Below are 17,151 nucleotides of genomic sequence, written 5' to 3' on the forward strand. Positions count from 1 at the left end.
CTATCCCTCCTTCGGTTTGAGGATGCGGATGCCGCACGGCGTCATCTCCGGGCCCATCCCGTAGCGCACAGCGTCGATCGTGTGGTTGTTTCTGTCGGGATAGGCGGAGACATACCGCCCGTCCTTGTCGGTGTCGTATTCATAGAGCGTAAACTCCCGGTAGGCGTTGGGCGTCCGGCGCTTGTCGATGACGATCGCGTCGAGATCCTGCAGCCATTTGACGCCGTGGTCAACGCTGTCCGGCCCCTTCCGGCAGGGCTCCACCGAAAGCCCGTAATCCCGCAGCTCCTGAATGGACTTCGGCTCCGCACAGTCTGCGACGATGCGCATGCGGCCGGGATGCCGCTGGACCATGCGTTCCGCGGCCTGGCGGTTCTTCAGGCGGGTTTCGTAGATTTCGTCCAGAAGGTAAAGCGTCCGGTGCTTTTGGTCAAAGTGCATTTTGATCCACGCAAGCGGGTCGACGGCGAAGCCGAAGTCGAGCCCAAAGTGCAGATGGTCGAAAGCCGAGATCTCGTCTTCTGAGATCTCCCGCTCCACCACGTTGTCAAACACCGCTCCGCCGGTTCCGGTCGCAACGCCCAAATATTCGTGCTCATATGCCTGCGGTTTGCGTTCGCGCAGGTATTCCGCCTCGCGGATAAACTGCTCTCCCAGCCATTGGGGAGGCACGTCCAGATAGGTGCTGTGAAAACACAGTCTGTCGGGCGTCTCTTCGAGCTTTTCCACGTTGACCCAGTTGTCGCGGCTTTTGGGCGGGTTGAAGGAGTAGAAAAACCAGAACCGGTCCCCGCCGCGCATGAGGGACTGGTTGACGTTGCGGATTTCCTCCATCCCGGCGAACTGGTCAAGCTCCTCGTACCAGGCGGCCGCGATATACCCGAACGGAATTTTGATGGACTTGATTTTTTCCTTTTCATCCAGCCCGAAGAACAGGATCTTTTGACCCGTCTTGCAGTATGTAATCTCCATTGGGGAAACGGTCGCTTTGAATTCCCCGCGGATTCCCATCATGGAAAGCGCCCAAAGCGTTTGCGCATAGACGCTGTTGCGAAGGGTATTGCCGACCTTTCGCATGACAACCGCGTGCGCGTCAGGATTCCGCAGGAGCAGCAGCGGTATCTCGAGGCTGACGAAGGACGACTTTGTGCTGCCACGGCCGCCGTCCAGCCAGTAATGCGTGTGCCCGTGCGCCCTGACATCCCGGTGGACGTCAAAAAAGTGTGGGGCGATCAGCTCTGATATCTTACACGTCATCGATGACCGTTACCCCCTCCGGATATTCGGCCTTGTCCTCGCCGATGAGGCTTCGCAGTTCCCTGATGGCCGCCACGTCCCCCGATTTTGCCTGATTGAACAGGGCGAGTACGATCAGCTGGCTGTTGTCGATGTCCTCCATCGGGATCCCCACCTTAACGGCCTTGTTGAAATCCCGCTGGTTGGAAATCGGGAGCTCAAGCAGGGCGTTCATGCTCTCACGGAGGGCTTTTCGTCGGCGCTGGGCTTCTTTTTGCGCCTTCTGCCCCTTCTGCCGGATCATCTTTGCCTCTTCTTTGCCGCGCTGGGTCAGAGGAATCAGGTTTTTCTCATTTGCCACATCACCCACCATCCAGTGTTTATCGGCTTTTGCCGCGTAATCATCATGCGGCCCCGCGCCGCCAGTCTCCGAGCGGCGCGGGGCGGTCTTGCGCGGCTGCCCATGTGCTCAATTGCCCACCGCGCGGTTTGGGCACTCCGGGGGTTCCCAGGGGGCTTAGGAGGTGCAAAAGGGGAGGGGAGCCGCCGGGGTCGAACCGGCGCAGGATCCACCGGGGACGCCCGGCGATGTCACAACCACAGCTCCCGCAGGCCGCAGGCTTCGCAAGTTTCTGCAGCACGGTCACCCGGGAATAGAAAAGACCGCCCGCGATTCCTCGTGAGCGATCTTTACTGACTACATCATAACACAGATGAAATATGAAATTCTATGAAGTCTTTACTTCGTTCAATGCTTTTCCATGCAGATTACAGATTTGCCGCCACGAATAATTCAGCTCGACTGCAATCCGCTCAAAGGTGAGGCCGTCTATGTACCGATACCGCAGCAGCAGCCGCAGCCGCTCGTCCTCAACCGTGCCGATCGCGGCCTCGATCTCTTCCCGCAGGCGCACCCGCTCGGCGAGTTGGAGCGTCAGGCGGTTCTGCCACCGCACGATTTTTTCAACGGCCGCTTGCAGCTTGTCCTCGCCGTTTGATCCGCCGCCCGCGGCGCCCATCGTGGTGGTCGTCTTGCGGGACAGGCTTTCCCATCGCAGGATCTCCTCCTCGGTGCGGCGGATTTCGCGCTCATTGTCGCGGTAGCGGCCGAGGTATGCCTTTTTCTCCTGATTGGTCATGGCTCCTCCTAGTTCGGCTCGATCTTTACGAAATTGTATGCTGCGATCGCCCCATCCTGCATAACAACTCGGATGATATCCGGATACGGGACACGCGGATTACGGCCGTAGGTTTCTTCGATCGATGTCTCCGGGTATACTCCGATGTGCGACGCCTCGCACTCCATGATCTTATCCTTGTCGGTCGATGTCCGCCCGCAAAGGCAACAGGTATAATATTTTTTCGTGGTGATCCCCATTATTCTTCCTCCTTTAATTTTCCACGACTGCAAAAATCGTCTCTATTTTTCCGCTCTGGCCTATTTCCCCGCCTGCACAAAAGTACCCCCTCTGTAAAAACGGGAACCCCGCAATATCCGCACTCCCAGCAATAACACCCACCAGCGGCATGTACGGGGTCGATGGTTGGGGCATCCTCGATCGCCTTGGCCAGGTCTCGCTTTTTCCAGGTGTGATACTGCGGGTGCCGCAATATGCGGTCGGAACAAATCAGCTTATCCATCATCGCACCTCCAAATATTCTGCAAGTCCCCTCTCCGGGTTCAGCAGGCGGTCGTGGTATTTGCCGTAGTAGTCAATCGCTTTCATCGCTTGGCCTCCTCAAACCTGCGCAGCGTAACCGGATATTTTCTGATTATCTCTTTTTTACAGTTTCCCATAGCGAAAGGCACCGAATGTCCCCTGATAATGTCGCATATTTTATGAAAAAAACGGCAAGCGCGCGCAACGCTTCTGCCAGGAAATACCGGACAAGGTACATACTCATCAACTTCGTCATACGCGGGCTATTCATCTGTACCGTGACGGAATGTCGCGATCCCTGCTCTCTGAATTACCGTAAGCTGTGTGGATTAAAGTGACTTTATGCCCAAATAATGTTGCGAGCTTGAATAAAAAACTGTATACTAAAAACAAACATAGAATATTTGATCAAAATCTAAAATCACGGAGATGATTAAGTGAAAAATCAGAAAAAGTATCCTTTTGACACAAAAGAGGACTTTGCTAAAGGTTTTTATCTTGTAGCTGAACATGTAACCCGGTATCTGTATCGATATCGAGATTTGCTAATTAGTTTTCAGGATGATGTCATCAGCAATGCAAAAGAAGTACTTGTCGATACTATGCTTAAAACAAGTACAATTATTGAGGGCGATTTCGACACCATGCTGGTTGAATTACGAAAAGATAAGCATAAAACACTAGTTCAATCAGCAAGCCTTAATCTGAACTTGCGGCATAGCAAATTCAAGGACTATGAAGAACGGCTAAATTTTAATTATGGAGTCTTATTGAATACTTTTGGCGATTCAGCAGGCGCATCATATAGACGATTGAGAGACGAATACAGCAGAAAAAAAGGAATACTCAACCTACCGCAATTACAAGATGACAAGCTTGTGAGTGAGGCATTGAACTCTTGCCTAAAAAGCCGGAACTACGTACATCATTTTTCTGAACCAAAGCTCCTCTCATGGCGACGATTTCGTGAAGAACAAATCAAACTGTGCCCAACTGTAGTTTGGCCCCCTGCTGATATAGAGATAACACGTTGCGATATTACAAATATTGTTTCTTTACTAGAAACCTTCAATTTTTATAACCACTATTTTGATCTATTCCGTGTTTTGCAGTTTATGATCAGAAACGACTACTGCATATTAGCAACAGGAATTGGTTGCAAAGGAGTGGTGAAATTTAATGTTTTAGATGAAGTTGAAGACTATTCTTCCATTGTAATTTCAGAGAAAGGAAGCACTTTGTATTCTGAATAATGCAATTATTATCCCAAGAATATTCACACCTTGCTGTTACAAGGAATTCGTGATTATCCTCGGGATAACTATTTTTTCAGCATAATCCTGGCACGGGCTCCCGAATGCGATAACGTCGACCGGCTCTATCCGGTCCCCATGAATCTGCGTGATATCTCCTAAGTGTTTCATTTCTGCCTCCAATCCCGGAGGCTACCGGTAGCCATCCGCCCGGTTAGCTACGCCGGGCGTCCTGTTTCAAGTCCTCGAATCTCATCTGCCCGTCAATCACGGGCGGCGTATACCTGCACTTCTGCTGATGGCGTTTTGCCCCCCCGGAGTGGTGAGGACGCGGCCGCATTTCAGGCATTTCCAGCAGTAGACTTCTTTGTACTGCTCCATCACGGTTCTGTCCTTTCTGACTTCGGAAGCCGCAAGTACCACTCAATGGTTCGCACCGCGCTTTCCCACCCATGGCATACTGTGGCATAGCACCCCTGCGCGTTCAGTTGTTCCACCCACCACAGCTGATCCTTTGTCGGCGTCCCCGTTTCGGTCTTGAGCTCGATGTGCAGTCCGTGATACCCTCCCCGGGCGATCGGCAATTCCAAATCCGGAACCCCCGGCTTGACGCCCATCCTTTTACGCCGGGCGCCCTGCTGAGGTGTGCAGTCGCGCTCGTTTTCGATGTGGTGCAAAAGTTTGAGTTCGGGCCACTTTGTGCGGACTCCCTCTCCCTGGCTCCAGAGCATCACTGCGTACTGGTGCCCGTCCTCCCTGGAAAGGTCGATGCTGTGCGCTTTCGCTGTCATGAGGCGCCCCCCCCCTCTGCCCGTGAATCAGACATCAACCGGTTGAGGATCATGCTTGCCTGCCCCTTGGTGAGGCCGGAGACGTCGAAGCCCTTGCACCTACGCCGGATCACGGCGAGCTGCTTTTCAGTGGCCGGGGCCCGCCCCCACCGGTTGACGATATCGAGATCCCAAATCTGCTGGTTGTCGGGGAACCCTTCTCGCAGCTGCTGGTACGCTTTATCAAGCGCCTTCTGCATCGGGATGCGCTGCCCGAAGTACTCCACCCGCCCGAGCTCATCCGGGCAGGGGATGGACAGGCATTGGCGATCCGGCAGGCAGCAGACGAGCGAGCCGTCCGGCATCTTGAACCAGTTGACATTATGCGTCCGGTATCGCTGCTCCTTTGCCCAGAGGTCCACGATCTGGACGTTCTTAATCCAGCTTTCCGGACAGTCGGCGGCGGACGCTGCCTTGACCGGCAGATCGAAGAGTAGACCCTGTATACCATCCTGATTGCGTGCTGGAATATCCTTGAGGTCGATTCCGAGCAGAGACGGCGCCGTACACAGGCTTGCTTTTCCGGTGACCCCTACGCAGTCGATGAGGTTCAGCCGCTCCTTCCCCGGGAAGGGACGCAGCCCGCGGCCAACCATTTGGGTATAGAGCGTATCTGACTGAGTTGGCCGCGCGACGATGACCGTCTCCACCCGCGGAATGTCGGTGCCTTCGGTGAATACCATGCAGTTGACGATGCAGGGGATTTTACCAGCCGTGAAGGCGCCTACAATGGCGGAGCGATTTTTTGTTTCACCGGTTACGACGGCCGCCCCGGGGATTCGCCGGGCGATTTCCTCCGCTTGTTCTACGCTGACCGCGAAGATCAGCGTCGCGCCTGTGGCCAGTTCCCGGTATGCTTGTGCGATAGCGTCGGCTGTTCCATCCATCGCCTCCGCCAGCTCTCCGGGGGCATAGTCTCCGTGGCTGGTGCGAACACCGCGCAGGTCGTACCCGATATTCACCCGCCGACAGAAGATATCCGAAAGATAATTGTTTTGGATTCCCCATCGGAGGTCCCGCTGAAAGATGATATCCTGGTAGACATCGTCCAGACGGACCTTGTCGCCACGCCCGGGCGTCGCCGTGAATCCCAGGTGCAGGCGCGGTTGGAAGTGGTCAAAGATCCGCCGGTAGGATTTGGCCGCCGCGTGGTGCGCCTCGTCGGTGATGATGAGGTCGAACTCATCCGGGGAGAACCGGTCCAGGCGGCGCGCAAGGCTCTGCACCGACGCGCTCACTACTTCATCCGCCGGCGAGGCATGGTTCGCGCCCTGTTCGATGCCGCATGGACAGTCGAAGTATTTGAGCGGCTGCCGCACCAGTTCCTCTCGGTGCGAAAGGATAAGCGTGCGGCCCTGACGGGGGATATTGGCAAAGGTTACCGTCTTTCCCAGCCCGGTGGCCATCTGTACGAGATACGCTCCCGGGCTTTGCGCCTGGATGACGTTTATACATTCTGCCTGATAATCCCGTAATTTTATGTTCAATCCGCTTCCTCCCTCTTTGTTTTGTGGGACTTGTGGGAATCCGTGGGACGGCAGTCCCACAGCGCAAACCCCCTGTTCATGCGGCCTCGCGCACCCTTGTGGGACTGTGGGACTAAAAACTCGATTTTCCCTTACGCGCGAGGATTCTATATGTGAACAATCTGTGAATCGGAAAAAATAATAATATTCTTATATATACCCTTATATCAGTACCCACAAGTCCCACAGTCCCACAACCAGCCTGCAATGCGGGTTTGCGGGTTTCCGCCTGTCCCACAGGCCCCCACATGCTCCCTACATAATCCTTAAAATCGCTGCTGTTCCACTTCACCCGGACCAAATGGAAGGTCGTCCGGGATAAAATCATCCGCATCCATGTCATTGATCCGCAGGGCCACACACTCGGCGAGGACTCGGCGAATCCGCTTCCCCCGGGTGAGATTTCGGCCCCGAATAAGAATCAATTCGTTCTCCTTCAAGTAACTCATGAGAGCCGAAGCTGAAAATCCAGCTTCTTCCACAGTCCGATTGAATACAGATTTGATGATAAAAGCGACTTTGTTTCCTGTGTAGCTGGCCCCCATGGTTTCGTCTTCGATCGCACCGTAAATTTCTCCAGTGGGTACGCTGTTGACCTCATTGGTTTTATCGATCGCGCTGTCCCTCGTCTCGAAGCGATTGGCGTTCGCCGCCACCCATTGGCACATATACTCGTAACCGCGGGCGCCGGCGGACACCGCCGCCTTCGAGGCGAGGAATCTCGACAGATCCTCCACGGAAAGCGCCCGACTGTCCCGGAAGATCCATTCAGTGGCGAGCGCGTCCGCCGCGAGGATCGCCGACGCGGCCATCGCCTGCTTTTCGGTGGTGTCATTTTCAGACAGCAATCGAAAATACTGTTTGTATAATTCCTGCGCGCGCTCTGTCCCTTCTCCGTCGTCCCCGTAAAGCCGTCCGACAAATTCCCGGCCGGCAAAACCGTAATTACGCTTTACAACGGCAGACAGTCCCGGTCCGTCCTCTATGACCTTCTGGCTCGGGCTGCACTCGATGTCGATGACGCGGTTGACCGCGCCGGCGCCGCTTTGCAGGGTGGTGATCGGGCTTTCGCCTGTGGTCAGAATGCAGTTCGCCCAGGTGGCGGTTCGCTCGACGCCTCCCGTGCGGGTGCCGCGCGTGCGCCCAACGCCCTCCGCCAAGGCGTAGACGTCGAAATCTGGCTTCCCCTTGGCGCCGCGAGAGAGCTGCAGCTCGTCGATCATGAGGGGCAGGTGGTTGTAAAAGGCGGCCAGCTTCTCATGACCGACCTTGGTGGAGTTGAAGGTTTGGATATACCGGCCGGGCGCGGGATTCGCCCACACGCTGGCGGCCAGCATGAGGGCCACTGTTTTCCCGGTGCCGCTCTCTCCGCCCCAAAGATGGACGAAAAAGGGGAGCGCCCCGCAGGGGGCCACCAGCACCGAGGCGAATGAGGCGGCCAGCACGATACGGGCCGTAACGCTTCCGGATGCACGCACCCCGAGCGCCGCCTCCATCCACCGATCCCGCTTCCCGGCGTCACGGACGCTTTCAAAGGCCGCACGGAAGTTTGCCAGTCCGTCGAATACCAGCCCGTCTACAAACGGCGAGAAGCCCTCTCCCTCTATGTATCCCAGCCGCGAAACGCTCTTGCGCTCGGGGATCCTGTCATAGTTGAGATTTTCGACGTCGTGCAGGTAGCGGATCAGCGCTTTGGCGTTTTCGCTGTTGACCGCGATCCCGTTGTCCGCGAGTGCAATAATCTTTTGCGGGCTGGCCAGTTGACTTTTATCTACAATGACCTCCCGCCATCGCTTGCCCTTGGAATATGCAATACGCAGTTTTTCAAGCCCCGTGTCGATGTTGATGAGCCGTTCCACCGGCATGACCGGATGGCAGCACGCCTCCAGGGCGTTTGCCCCCGCGCCCGTGCGCACGCCGAAGTCGTCCGCGACCCACTCTCCGGTGTCCAATTCGGCGGCCTGTCCGGTAAACTCGGTGGAGTTGGTGTAGCCGACGACGTCCCGCGGCCGTTCCTTTGATTTAATATACTGTCTGTATAACCTGTTGAAGCCTTTGAAGCCGATTGCCTCCGCTTCCTGCATCATTTGGGCGAGGTTTTGCTCATGCAGGAACGGGTCGCCCCGCAAGGCATAGAGCTCTTCATAGGGCGCTGTCGTTTTGAGGTAGTCGTCCATCGTGTATCGTGGGGTGATGCGGCGCATCCCTAAATTGCCCTGTACCGATGGCGCGCCGGTTGTTTTCGCCGTCTCCCTCACCTCTGTTCCGTGTAATCAAAATAGTAGTCAAGATACTCTAATCGCCCGAGCAGCTCGGCGTATGCTCCCGCGTCCTCTGCCGGCAGGCCTTTCCACGGCGGTTCTGTGGCCCGTATTTCGCGTGCCTCGGCGCACTTGAGCAGGATGTCCACACAGGCGGCGGCGCGCTCTGTGGCCTCCCTGCGTCGGCGCTCGCGCCATTCCCGGGCGGACGCGGAATCCGTGTGGCCGTCCAGCGGCAGGCCAAGGCGGAAATCCTCGTTGAGCCGCCGGGCCGCCTGCCGCGCATCTAACCTGAACAGCCGGGCGGTGAAGTCTATGACGTCCCCAGTGGCGCCGCAGACAAAGCAGTGATAGCCCCTGTCCCCCGGATAAACGCGGAGGTTGGGATCGCGGCCGTTGTGGAAGGGGCAGGGCATGCGTCCGTGCCGGTTGACGCGGAACCCATAGTACTCTGCCGCCTCACGTGCTGGTATCGCCGCCTTGATCCGTTCAAAAGCGTCTGGAGAGATCGAACCCCCAGCGTGCTCTGCGCGCCCGGAATCCCCCGTGGCGGCGCGCTGCTTTCGCAGCTCAGAAAGGCAGGTCATTGTTGTCTCCAGAGAGTTCAGCGAAATCGCCGGCTTCCTCCGCCACATAGGGTTGCGCGGGCACCGCCGTATCAGGCGCGTCCCGCATGATACTAACAAATTCGCAGACCAACTCCGTACTTGTCTTGACTTCGCCGGTGCTTTTGTCGGTATACTCCCCCGTCTTGGTGCGGCCGATGGCGAAAACGAAGTCTCCTTTGCGGATATCCGCGGCCGCCCTTGCAGCCGCATGCCAGCAGGTGCAGCGGACCCAGATGGCTTCTCCACGCTCGTCCACGTTGGCGGAGGGCTTCTCGCCCACCTTGACGGAGAAGTGCGCCAGGGAGGAATCCTTATCGCCGACCCGCCGGTATTCGGCGTCGCGGGGCACGTAGCCTGAAACCATGACAGACCCGTCTGGCAGCTTTGTTTGCATCAGGCAACGTCCTCCTTTGATAAAAGTCCGATCTCGGTGATGACTTTCGTGCGTCGGCACCAATCACAACTTCCGCATCTGTCCGGTACGCCATCATCGCGTTTGAGGGCGGCGTACTGCGGAGCCAGCTCGCGGACGACTTCCAATGCGCTGTCGAGTTGGCTTTGCTCGACCTGCCAAATGCCGATATCCGGTTCCCGCTCCTTGGTCGCCGCCGCCAGATAGAAGGGCAGAGGCGCGGCGTCCGCCCCGCGGCTCTGTCGCTCGACCTCCTGATAGATGGCGGCCTGAAAATCGTATCCCCATGCCAGCCACCAGGGCAAGCGCCGATGCCCGTCCGGATCCCATACCGGCTGGAAATCCCGCATGATCTTGAGATCGACGAGGGCTTTGCCGCGGTGCAGGGAGTCCACCTTAATTTTAAACGGCACACCCGCAATCTCACCGGTCATGATGACCTGCTTTTCGCCGGACAGGTATTTTGTGAGCGTAGGATCCCGCTCGATTCGGGCGATGACCTGCTCCGCCTGCCGGTATTCCGCCTTAAGTTCGCCAGCCCGGGTAAAGATGCTGGGATGCTGCTCACGGAAGGTCTCCAGCGTACCGGAAAAGTGGGCGTCCACGTAATTCCCGACGAGCAGCGCGGTTGTCTCCTCCGGCAGCCACTCGCCGCGGATCTCTGCCAGTGCGGCCGCCTCGCAGGTTCTGAACGCCTTGAATTGGCTGGCACTCATGTAAACGGCCTGCGCCTCGGGAGAAAAATAGGTGCTCTCCGTGAGGGCGACGCCTCCGGATGTCCCGCTTGCATTTGTCATCCCTCCAGCTCCCCCTCTGCAAAGGAAAGCCAATCCTCATGATCCACGCAGAAGTCCCCCTCGAGCTCCGGCAGGCCCGCCTCTCCGGCTTCCGCTTGGTATGCCTGTTTGGCAAGGCGCAGCCGGTCCTCCTGCGGGAGATATGCCCACCAATAATCGAGGTAAAACTCGGCCTCGTGCGCGGCGATAAAGTCTTCGCGCAGTTCATCCGCATGTTCGTCGCACTTGTCTTTGATGCAGTTTTCGCATACGAACTGGCCGTCAAGCGGCATCAGCTCGCACTCCGGGAACTCATCCCCACAATGTGTACAGGCCACCATGCGAGTCTCGCGGAACAGGTCATACAGCATCCTTGGGCGCCTCCGTTTCCTGGTCTCCCACACTCACCGCCAGAGCATCCACGGCTGCCCGCTGAAAGGTAAAGTAATCCTCCCGCTTTGCCATCCCGTCCTTGAGCGCATCGTATACGCCCTTGAGGCTGGCAAGATCGGAGGCGTCGAAGCTGGCCACCGGATAGCCGATGTAGTCCTCGATCTGCTTGCGGGAGACCTTGAAAGACTTTTCAAACATCTGGAGCATGTTTTTTACTGCGTCGTCGAAGCTCTTGCCCTCTCCCTGGGCCATGGTCTTGTTGCAGATACCAAGGGCCTCGTCCACGATATCGCCGGGGATAACGCCCAGGATGCAGGCGCGGACCCTGCGGGCCCCCATGTTGGCGGTCATCTCGTAGATATCCCGGTTGTCGGTCAGGGCCTGCTTGCCGCTTTTGGTATCCCTCTCGTGCTTTACCGAGAATACCATGGAGCGGCGGACGTTGGTTTCGAGGTCCCAGGCATACGCCATCATCTCGGAGAGCCCGTCTGTGTTGGATAACTCGATGATCCCGTAATCAATGTTGCCCCACGCCTGTGCGATGGCCTCCGCCAGCCGGATGGAGGGGCCGTTTACCTTCTGGCCTCCGCGCGGGAAGGTGTACTGGCTGACGGCGGCAAGGCTTTTTCGCTCGCACATCTTGGTGATACGCAGTCTGGCATCCATCTGGTCACGCGGGAACTGCTTGGCCATGAAGATGGCGCCCTGCACCTCTTGGGCCTGCCGGGAAACCACCATGTTGGTGGCCAGACCGTTGCCGGCCTTTATAAGATCACTCATTTGCACAATCCTCCTATCATGGCGTGTCCAGCGGATCCGGTTCGAGCCGACGCAGCGTCACGACCTCGCCGTCCGTCTCGACGACCACCATCTCGTTGGGCTGCCAGCCGACCAGGCGGCGAATATCCCGGGGGATCATGACCCGGCCGACGTCGTCCAGCGAACGGATACTTCTGGTGTCAATCATTTTTTTGCCTCCTCGTCCCGTAAAATACTAATGAGCGCCTGGACCTGCCCGAAGAGGCGCCAACCCCGGGGTGATTTGGGGTCATTGACCAACTCCACCGAGATCGCCCGCAATCGGTCAGCGATGCCGTCCAAAAGAGAAGCTGGCGGCTCCGATCCGTGTCCTGGTTGGCTCGCAGTGTCATTTGGCAATTCGGGTGCCGCAGGCGGCGCGGGCACAGCCTGTTCGACCAATATACGTGGCTTAATCTCATGAGTGCCGCCCCACTCATGCGGCTCTGGCTCCGGCCGGCGTTTGATTTTCAGGCCCAGTGAGGACAGCTTTTGATAGATCGCACTGGTTGTTCGGTCGAAAGCTGCGGCCAGCTCGGGGGCAGTTGCATAATCTGCTACCATCTGCCGCAGACGGATGACTTCCTCCGGCGCCCAGCCACGGGCTTTATCGCTACTCATTTTGTGGGTCTCCCGACATTGCCCGGTCGAACATATCCAGGCACTTTTCCATCGCCAGCCGCAGTTCCAACTTGTCAGCGTTTTCGGCGAGTTGCCTGAGCCCATCTCGGACGTTGTCCGGTACGGGGTTCCCGAGGGAATATTTCTGCAGCATGATGCCTTCGTCCGTCGTATAGATTTCGATCGGGTCACCTTGAGCCCAGCCGTATCTGTGCCTCAGTTCCTTCGGGATGACCACCCGGCCGAGCTCGTCGAGACGGCGGATAATTCCAGTCGCTTTCATGTTGACAACGCCTCCTTTTCGCGTTACACTTTAAGTATAGATATTTTTCTCGTGCGCCTCGTCGGTGTCCTACCACCGCGGGGCGCTATCTTTTTGCGCTGCGCCAGAGCGCGAGAAACAGGATCACGCCGGCCACCAGCTCGCTGATGAGCATGCAGAGGTGTTGCTGGGTGATGCGGATTGTGATGATCCAGGTGCCGATTGTGTCCCCTCCTTTCGATATACATTTCAACTCCTGATACCACGATCATGAAGACCGCCAGCGGGCCCGCGATTGCCGCGAAGGTGACAAGGTTGTCCATCATGCTGGGGCCTCCTTACCGGTGAAAATAATCGGTCGCCCAAAGCGGCAGTAGAACACGAAGCCTTCTTTAGGAATTTTCACGCGGCTCTTCGTGACAATGACGGGAAAGCCGAGCTTTTCGGGTTCGTTTTGCGCCTGCCACCGCAGCGTGTTCGGGTCTGTGTCGAGATACTCGTAGATGTCCGCCGGCACCAGCATGTCCTTATCCAGCTTTTCGATCTGGTCCAGCGTCATGATTTACCAACCTCCTTTCTGCTGCCCTTGGGGCGGTTTGTATTGCTTGGCCGTTTTACTTGTGGTAAAATTTTATTGGGAGAAGGTGGGAAAATGTACGATTTTTTAGCTCAACAAAATATTATTCTGTCAAAACTTAATTGTCTTTCCCAGATTCAGGCATCAGTGAGCAAGTTTCGTACCGATTTGATAAGCCCAATCCTCACTTGCAAGGAAGTGGCGGATAATTGGGCTGCCAGTATGCAGTCCATCAAGCGGTTTTCCGATCAATTTGAGGCCAGATTCTCAACTGACATCGCCGTTCCCTTAATAGGACTGGCAGATTCGATACGCAAAGCACAGGAACCTTTTATAAATATTCACTTGTCATGTTTAGCGGCATCTAACCAAATCAATTCTATAGCCGCTTTTATTGAGAAGAGCACATGGGATACTGTGCCTCCGTCCTTGTATTCTCGTGGACTACAAGCGTTAGATGTTGCTGCATCGTTTGCTGATAAATATGATAATGAGAGCTGTACCCAAGCCGTCAAAACCTGTGAAGAGGTTAAGCTTCGTAAAAAATGGGTACGCTCCGACATCCTGTCCGCTCTTGGAGTGTTGCTTGCGATCATCGCTTTGCTTTTTCAAATCGCCGACCGAAAGAGTGAGGAAATTGCTCGAGAAAGTGCCCGATTGCAAAACGAAGCGATAATCAGCCAGAATGACAGGCAGGCCACCATTGAAGAGCGAAAAGTACAGGGGCTAGAAGAAATCGAACATGATATAAAAATAATAGCTGGAGAAGTTGAAGCAATTAAATCGATTTTAGACGAGCTTTCCGAGTTGGACGAGGATGGTGGAGAACTGGGTGAGAATGAGGCTGAACTCGGAGAGAATATTGAAAAGCCTTGAATACAGAAAGATTTGCAATATAATCAGCCCAGTCTGCAGGAGGCCGACATATGATATGATTTTTATCGTCCGTTCCAATTGATCACCTCCTAAAAAGAATACTTATGATCGACATGACAATTGCGGCAATCAATAATACTGATCGTACTGAATCCAGCATTTACCGCTCCTTACTTCCGCCCCTCGGGGCGGTTTTTTGCGTAGTCATCATTTGCTTACATGAGTTGTTAAATCGTCGCTGAGCAGTTCGTTTACGTTTATCCCGGCGGCATCACAAAGATTAAACAACTCATCTGCCATCAAGCGGCGCTTGCCCAAAAAAATTTTTGATATGGTGTCGATTGGTATTCCTGTCTTTTGGGAAAGCGTTGTGTATTTGATCCCAGCGGTGTCGATCTTCGTCTTCAACCGGTCTGATACACCAGGCATATTATCACCCCTTTAATCTATATTTATTAGACTTTTCTATATTTTATACTATGTTTCATAGAGTGTCAAGCCGTTTTAGCAATTTTTATCTATATTTTTTAGAGTAAGTTCTTGAAATTCGAGAATTTGTAGGTTATAATAATGGCACTAGATAAAAAGGTGGTAGCAACGGATGTCAAGACAAGAAATTGCCGCAACCCTCAAGCGACTGCGGAACGCCTGCGGTTTGACAGCAAAAGAAGTTGGCTTATATGTTGGGAAATCCGATAAAACCGTTGGAGCGTGGGAAAACGGGAGGGGACAGCCGGATGCTGATACCCTGTTGCTCTTATGTGGCCTTTATCGTGTAACAGATGTTCAGGCGGAGTTTGGATATAAAAAATCCTCTACTGTAGAAGGGGATACAGTAGAGGACTGCAGGCGGGTTATTAAAACTTGTCGAGACCTCGATGAACATGGAAAAACCGCAGTGCTGTCAGTGCTAGACGTAGAGTATAGCCATTCAAAAAACAACGTTACACCGCTTTCGCCGGAAGCCGCCCCCATCGAGGTCGGCAATATTGCAGCCCGTGGCGGCGGCGTCCACGTCCCCGACGCGGAAGAGTTAAAGGATATGCAGGCAGTTTATGAAAAGCTGGTGCAGCCCGCGGACGAGAAAAAGAGGAGGAGAAATCAGGGTGATACCTAATGTCTGTCAGTGAAATTTCTAAGACAGCTTGGAAGGTATTGATTGACAACAAGATCGAACAATTTCCAGTGCGGCCCACTGGCATCGCCAGAAAAAACAACATTCTAGTATTCGAGTACAGCGACTATATGCACGCGACTGGCCGGACATGCGCGGAACTCTTCGACCGTTACGGGAAGGACGGATTCACCCAGCTGCTTAATGGAAGATACACGGTATTTTATAATCATTGCAACAGCCCCGCACGTTGCCGCTGGACGCTTGCCCATGAGTTGGGTCATATCTTCCTCGGGCACATCACAGAGCAACGCCCAACGTTGTCCAGGGGCGTTGTGAAGGATTTCCTAGATATACAGGCCGACAACTTCACTGCACGCCTCCTGTGCCCCGAAGTTATTGCGCATTTCTGCGATGTGCAGTCGGCAGAGGAACTTCGCGACCTGTTCGACGTTTCAGTCCAGGCGACGCAAGCCCGCTGGCGGAGTTTGAGTGAACGGCGATCTCGGGGCTCTTTCCGCTTGGAGTCAGAAGAGAAAATCCTGCTCAATCAGTTAGATTCTTTTATTGCCCGCTATATTTCCGAGAAAGCCAACGGTGTTCCTGACATTACGCCCCCAGGTTGCAGATCACTGTCTTACCGGATTTAAAAAAGACCGCTCCCGGCGGCAACCGGAAGCGGTCAGATGCAAGCCATAAACCTACCAAAATTTACAGCTCTTGCGATTTGATTTTACCACCTCGTGGGCCAAATCGCAAGGGCCTGGCGAGGTGTTATTTTTTGATTTGCAAGAAGTGTGCGCGGGAGATCCCGGCCGACAGCATTTTCTGCTGTTTCTGCGGAACCCGGCAGATGCCGGCGGAAAAGAAGCGGAGCAGGAGAGCACGCCCAAACGGCACTGGATCGGCATATAAGAGAGGGAAGGCCTGGACGGCTGTCGCCATAGTGGGCTGGAAGACCGTCGAACTCGAAGACGGTAAAAAGAAGCGCATACCGGTCAAGCGCACCAAAGGCGGGTTCGCGAGCAAAACGGACGCGCTCAATTATACACTTGCCCTTCGCGGGCAGCAGATCAAAAAGGGAACAGTCACCCTGAATACACTCTATCAGCCATGGAGTACGAGCGCGTTGCTCAAATTATCAAAATCCAAACAGACGGCCTATAAAATTGCATTCGGGAAGTGGGAGCAACTGGCGTATACCGACATATCACAACTGACGATCGGCGTGTTGCAGGATCAGTTGGACGAGAAAGCGCCGACTTTCTACCCGGCTCGGGACATGAAATCCTTGCTGTCCCATCTCTACAAGCGGGCAATTGCTCAGGGGGATGTTACCTCAAATCTGGCGGAATTCCTTGTGTTGCCGAAGCTGGAAGAAGGGGAGAAGACCCCATTCTCATCCGAGGAACTGAAATCCCTTTGGAAGGACTATGCGGACGGGCATACGTTCACCGGATATATCTTGTTGATGTCCTATAGCGGGATGATGCCAGGTGAACTGTTCATCGCAGAGAAGGCTATGATCGATTGGGGAAAGCAGACAATCCTCGGTTGCGGCCTGAAAACCAAAAAGCGCAAGGAAACGCCGCTGGTTATCGCGGATATTATCTTACCGGTGCTGCATGACCTCTGCGAACACTCTAAAAGCAAGATGCTGCTGGACCTGAACCGGGACTATTTTTATGAGCAATTCCACGAGACGATGCGGCGCTGTGGTTTTGCGGCGGAGCACACCCCATACGATTGCCGGCACTCGACGGCGACAGCACTCGCTCTCGCGGATATACCACCATCGATCATCCAGAAAGTCATGAGGCATACAAAGTTTGCGACCACCCAACGGTACATCCACGTGGATGCGGATTCGATGCTGGAAGCCGTCAACAAGATAGCAAAAGACGAGGATTCCCACGCATAAAATGTTGTCAGTAATGTTGTCAGTAG

Annotated in this window: 24 protein-coding genes; 5 read left to right on the forward strand and 19 right to left on the reverse strand. The window is 55.0% G+C overall.

Going from position 1 to position 17,151, the window contains the following annotated elements; genetic code table 11:
* The 5 genes from ACZO3G_RS03310 to ACZO3G_RS03330 all read right to left on the reverse strand — a co-directional run bounded on the left by ACZO3G_RS03310 (nt 1) and on the right by ACZO3G_RS03330 (nt 2,877).
* Nucleotides 1–1,257, reverse strand: a complete 1,257-nt coding sequence (locus ACZO3G_RS03310; protein WP_276870502.1) for a PBSX family phage terminase large subunit — start codon at nt 1,255–1,257, stop codon at nt 1–3.
* Nucleotides 1,247–1,597: a hypothetical protein gene (locus ACZO3G_RS03315; protein WP_276870505.1), complete on the reverse strand. Its 351-nt coding sequence runs from the start codon at nt 1,595–1,597 to the stop codon at nt 1,247–1,249. The genes ACZO3G_RS03310 and ACZO3G_RS03315 overlap by 11 nt, the downstream gene beginning before the upstream one ends.
* A gap of 367 nt (nt 1,598–1,964) precedes the next feature.
* Nucleotides 1,965–2,375: a sigma factor-like helix-turn-helix DNA-binding protein gene (locus ACZO3G_RS03320; protein WP_276870507.1), complete on the reverse strand. Its 411-nt coding sequence runs from the start codon at nt 2,373–2,375 to the stop codon at nt 1,965–1,967.
* Between the two features lie 8 nt (nt 2,376–2,383).
* A complete protein-coding gene (locus ACZO3G_RS03325; protein ID WP_276870508.1) occupies nt 2,384–2,614 on the reverse strand; it encodes a hypothetical protein in 231 nt (76 codons plus the stop codon).
* Complete coding sequence (locus tag ACZO3G_RS03330) at nt 2,614–2,877, reverse strand: hypothetical protein (RefSeq protein ID WP_277138506.1); 264 nt, start codon at nt 2,875–2,877, stop codon at nt 2,614–2,616. Before ACZO3G_RS03330 ends, ACZO3G_RS03325 begins: the two co-directional genes overlap by 1 nt.
* A gap of 457 nt (nt 2,878–3,334) precedes the next feature.
* On the opposite strand from ACZO3G_RS03330, the gene ACZO3G_RS03335 reads away from it, so the two are divergent.
* Nucleotides 3,335–4,150 carry a hypothetical protein gene (locus ACZO3G_RS03335; RefSeq protein ID WP_276870510.1) on the forward strand — a complete coding sequence of 272 codons (816 nt, stop codon included), beginning with the start codon at nt 3,335–3,337 and terminating at the stop codon, nt 4,148–4,150.
* A gap of 380 nt (nt 4,151–4,530) precedes the next feature.
* Here the strand turns inward: ACZO3G_RS03335 and ACZO3G_RS03340 are convergent, their stop codons facing one another.
* From ACZO3G_RS03340 to ACZO3G_RS03400, 13 genes are all read right to left on the reverse strand, one after another.
* Nucleotides 4,531–4,941 (reverse strand): VRR-NUC domain-containing protein, encoded by a 411-nt coding sequence (locus ACZO3G_RS03340; RefSeq protein ID WP_276870511.1) that lies wholly within the window; start codon nt 4,939–4,941, stop codon nt 4,531–4,533.
* Complete coding sequence (locus tag ACZO3G_RS03345) at nt 4,938–6,467, reverse strand: DEAD/DEAH box helicase (protein WP_276870513.1); 1,530 nt, start codon at nt 6,465–6,467, stop codon at nt 4,938–4,940. The genes ACZO3G_RS03340 and ACZO3G_RS03345 overlap by 4 nt, the downstream gene beginning before the upstream one ends.
* A 305-nt stretch (nt 6,468–6,772) precedes the next feature.
* Entirely contained in the window at nt 6,773–8,683 is a 1,911-nt protein-coding gene (locus tag ACZO3G_RS03350; protein WP_276870516.1) for a DUF927 domain-containing protein, read from the reverse strand.
* Between the two features lie 77 nt (nt 8,684–8,760).
* A complete protein-coding gene (locus ACZO3G_RS03355) occupies nt 8,761–9,354 on the reverse strand; it encodes a CHC2 zinc finger domain-containing protein (protein WP_276870518.1) in 594 nt (197 codons plus the stop codon).
* Nucleotides 9,338–9,769 (reverse strand): single-stranded DNA-binding protein, encoded by a 432-nt coding sequence (locus ACZO3G_RS03360; RefSeq protein WP_276870520.1) that lies wholly within the window; start codon nt 9,767–9,769, stop codon nt 9,338–9,340. The genes ACZO3G_RS03355 and ACZO3G_RS03360 overlap by 17 nt, the downstream gene beginning before the upstream one ends.
* Nucleotides 9,769–10,584, reverse strand: a complete 816-nt coding sequence (locus ACZO3G_RS03365) for a PD-(D/E)XK nuclease-like domain-containing protein (protein WP_276870522.1) — start codon at nt 10,582–10,584, stop codon at nt 9,769–9,771. Before ACZO3G_RS03365 ends, ACZO3G_RS03360 begins: the two co-directional genes overlap by 1 nt.
* Nucleotides 10,581–10,934, reverse strand: coding sequence for a hypothetical protein (locus ACZO3G_RS03370; protein WP_276870524.1), 354 nt, complete (start codon nt 10,932–10,934; stop codon nt 10,581–10,583). Before ACZO3G_RS03370 ends, ACZO3G_RS03365 begins: the two co-directional genes overlap by 4 nt.
* A complete protein-coding gene (locus ACZO3G_RS03375; RefSeq protein ID WP_276870526.1) occupies nt 10,924–11,736 on the reverse strand; it encodes a hypothetical protein in 813 nt (270 codons plus the stop codon). Before ACZO3G_RS03375 ends, ACZO3G_RS03370 begins: the two co-directional genes overlap by 11 nt.
* 16 nt (nt 11,737–11,752) lie before the next feature.
* The gene (locus ACZO3G_RS03380) at nt 11,753–11,923 is read right to left on the reverse strand and encodes a hypothetical protein (protein ID WP_276870530.1); all 171 of its coding nucleotides are present in this window, start codon (nt 11,921–11,923) and stop codon (nt 11,753–11,755) included.
* Entirely contained in the window at nt 11,920–12,375 is a 456-nt protein-coding gene (locus tag ACZO3G_RS03385; protein ID WP_276870533.1) for a hypothetical protein, read from the reverse strand. The genes ACZO3G_RS03380 and ACZO3G_RS03385 overlap by 4 nt, the downstream gene beginning before the upstream one ends.
* On the reverse strand, nt 12,368–12,658 hold the full coding sequence (locus tag ACZO3G_RS03390; protein ID WP_353939286.1) for an AbrB/MazE/SpoVT family DNA-binding domain-containing protein: 291 nt from the start codon (nt 12,656–12,658) through the stop codon (nt 12,368–12,370). Before ACZO3G_RS03390 ends, ACZO3G_RS03385 begins: the two co-directional genes overlap by 8 nt.
* Before the next feature lie 85 nt (nt 12,659–12,743).
* Complete coding sequence (locus ACZO3G_RS03395) at nt 12,744–12,890, reverse strand: hypothetical protein (RefSeq protein WP_276870535.1); 147 nt, start codon at nt 12,888–12,890, stop codon at nt 12,744–12,746.
* Nucleotides 12,891–12,959: 69 nt separating this feature from the next.
* Nucleotides 12,960–13,196 carry a hypothetical protein gene (locus tag ACZO3G_RS03400; protein WP_276870537.1) on the reverse strand — a complete coding sequence of 79 codons (237 nt, stop codon included), beginning with the start codon at nt 13,194–13,196 and terminating at the stop codon, nt 12,960–12,962.
* Nucleotides 13,197–13,289: 93 nt separating this feature from the next.
* Between ACZO3G_RS03400 and ACZO3G_RS03405 the strand changes: the two genes are divergently transcribed.
* The gene (locus ACZO3G_RS03405; RefSeq protein ID WP_276870539.1) at nt 13,290–14,090 is read left to right on the forward strand and encodes a hypothetical protein; all 801 of its coding nucleotides are present in this window, start codon (nt 13,290–13,292) and stop codon (nt 14,088–14,090) included.
* 207 nt (nt 14,091–14,297) lie between these two features.
* Here ACZO3G_RS03405 and ACZO3G_RS03410 read toward each other — a convergent pair whose 3' ends face one another.
* The gene (locus tag ACZO3G_RS03410; protein WP_276870541.1) at nt 14,298–14,519 is read right to left on the reverse strand and encodes a helix-turn-helix domain-containing protein; all 222 of its coding nucleotides are present in this window, start codon (nt 14,517–14,519) and stop codon (nt 14,298–14,300) included.
* 172 nt (nt 14,520–14,691) lie between these two features.
* Here ACZO3G_RS03410 and ACZO3G_RS03415 point away from each other — a divergent pair, with 172 nt between their 5' ends.
* From ACZO3G_RS03415 to ACZO3G_RS03425, 3 genes are all read left to right on the forward strand, one after another.
* Nucleotides 14,692–15,207 carry a helix-turn-helix transcriptional regulator gene (locus ACZO3G_RS03415; protein ID WP_276870544.1) on the forward strand — a complete coding sequence of 172 codons (516 nt, stop codon included), beginning with the start codon at nt 14,692–14,694 and terminating at the stop codon, nt 15,205–15,207.
* A complete protein-coding gene (locus ACZO3G_RS03420) occupies nt 15,207–15,854 on the forward strand; it encodes an ImmA/IrrE family metallo-endopeptidase (protein WP_276870546.1) in 648 nt (215 codons plus the stop codon). Before ACZO3G_RS03415 ends, ACZO3G_RS03420 begins: the two co-directional genes overlap by 1 nt.
* Nucleotides 15,855–15,985: 131 nt before the next feature.
* The gene (locus ACZO3G_RS03425) at nt 15,986–17,125 is read left to right on the forward strand and encodes a site-specific integrase (protein WP_276870548.1); all 1,140 of its coding nucleotides are present in this window, start codon (nt 15,986–15,988) and stop codon (nt 17,123–17,125) included.
* Nucleotides 17,126–17,151 lie beyond the last annotated feature (26 nt).

It is taken from the genome of Anaerotruncus sp. (assembly GCF_057433415.1).

Bases quoted from the DNA above. Each gene is read 5' to 3' on its own strand.
- ACZO3G_RS03310 (WP_276870502.1), bottom strand. From the start codon at position 1,257: ATGACGTGTAAGATATCAGAGCTGATCGCCCCACACTTTTTTGACGTC.
- ACZO3G_RS03320 (WP_276870507.1), bottom strand. From the start codon at position 2,375: ATGACCAATCAGGAGAAAAAGGCATACCTCGGCCGCTACCGCGACAAT.
- ACZO3G_RS03325 (WP_276870508.1), bottom strand. From the start codon at position 2,614: ATGGGGATCACCACGAAAAAATATTATACCTGTTGCCTTTGCGGGCGG.
- ACZO3G_RS03330 (WP_277138506.1), bottom strand. From the start codon at position 2,877: ATGGATAAGCTGATTTGTTCCGACCGCATATTGCGGCACCCGCAGTAT.
- ACZO3G_RS03340 (WP_276870511.1), bottom strand. From the start codon at position 4,941: ATGACAGCGAAAGCGCACAGCATCGACCTTTCCAGGGAGGACGGGCAC.
- ACZO3G_RS03350 (WP_276870516.1), bottom strand. From the start codon at position 8,683: ATGGACGACTACCTCAAAACGACAGCGCCCTATGAAGAGCTCTATGCC.
- ACZO3G_RS03355 (WP_276870518.1), bottom strand. From the start codon at position 9,354: ATGACCTGCCTTTCTGAGCTGCGAAAGCAGCGCGCCGCCACGGGGGAT.
- ACZO3G_RS03360 (WP_276870520.1), bottom strand. From the start codon at position 9,769: ATGCAAACAAAGCTGCCAGACGGGTCTGTCATGGTTTCAGGCTACGTG.
- ACZO3G_RS03365 (WP_276870522.1), bottom strand. From the start codon at position 10,584: ATGACAAATGCAAGCGGGACATCCGGAGGCGTCGCCCTCACGGAGAGC.
- ACZO3G_RS03370 (WP_276870524.1), bottom strand. From the start codon at position 10,934: ATGCTGTATGACCTGTTCCGCGAGACTCGCATGGTGGCCTGTACACAT.
- ACZO3G_RS03375 (WP_276870526.1), bottom strand. From the start codon at position 11,736: ATGAGTGATCTTATAAAGGCCGGCAACGGTCTGGCCACCAACATGGTG.
- ACZO3G_RS03380 (WP_276870530.1), bottom strand. From the start codon at position 11,923: ATGATTGACACCAGAAGTATCCGTTCGCTGGACGACGTCGGCCGGGTC.
- ACZO3G_RS03385 (WP_276870533.1), bottom strand. From the start codon at position 12,375: ATGAGTAGCGATAAAGCCCGTGGCTGGGCGCCGGAGGAAGTCATCCGT.
- ACZO3G_RS03390 (WP_353939286.1), bottom strand. From the start codon at position 12,658: ATGAAAGCGACTGGAATTATCCGCCGTCTCGACGAGCTCGGCCGGGTG.
- ACZO3G_RS03400 (WP_276870537.1), bottom strand. From the start codon at position 13,196: ATGACGCTGGACCAGATCGAAAAGCTGGATAAGGACATGCTGGTGCCG.
- ACZO3G_RS03405 (WP_276870539.1), top strand. From the start codon at position 13,290: ATGTACGATTTTTTAGCTCAACAAAATATTATTCTGTCAAAACTTAAT.
- ACZO3G_RS03410 (WP_276870541.1), bottom strand. From the start codon at position 14,519: ATGCCTGGTGTATCAGACCGGTTGAAGACGAAGATCGACACCGCTGGG.
- ACZO3G_RS03415 (WP_276870544.1), top strand. From the start codon at position 14,692: ATGTCAAGACAAGAAATTGCCGCAACCCTCAAGCGACTGCGGAACGCC.
- ACZO3G_RS03420 (WP_276870546.1), top strand. From the start codon at position 15,207: ATGTCTGTCAGTGAAATTTCTAAGACAGCTTGGAAGGTATTGATTGAC.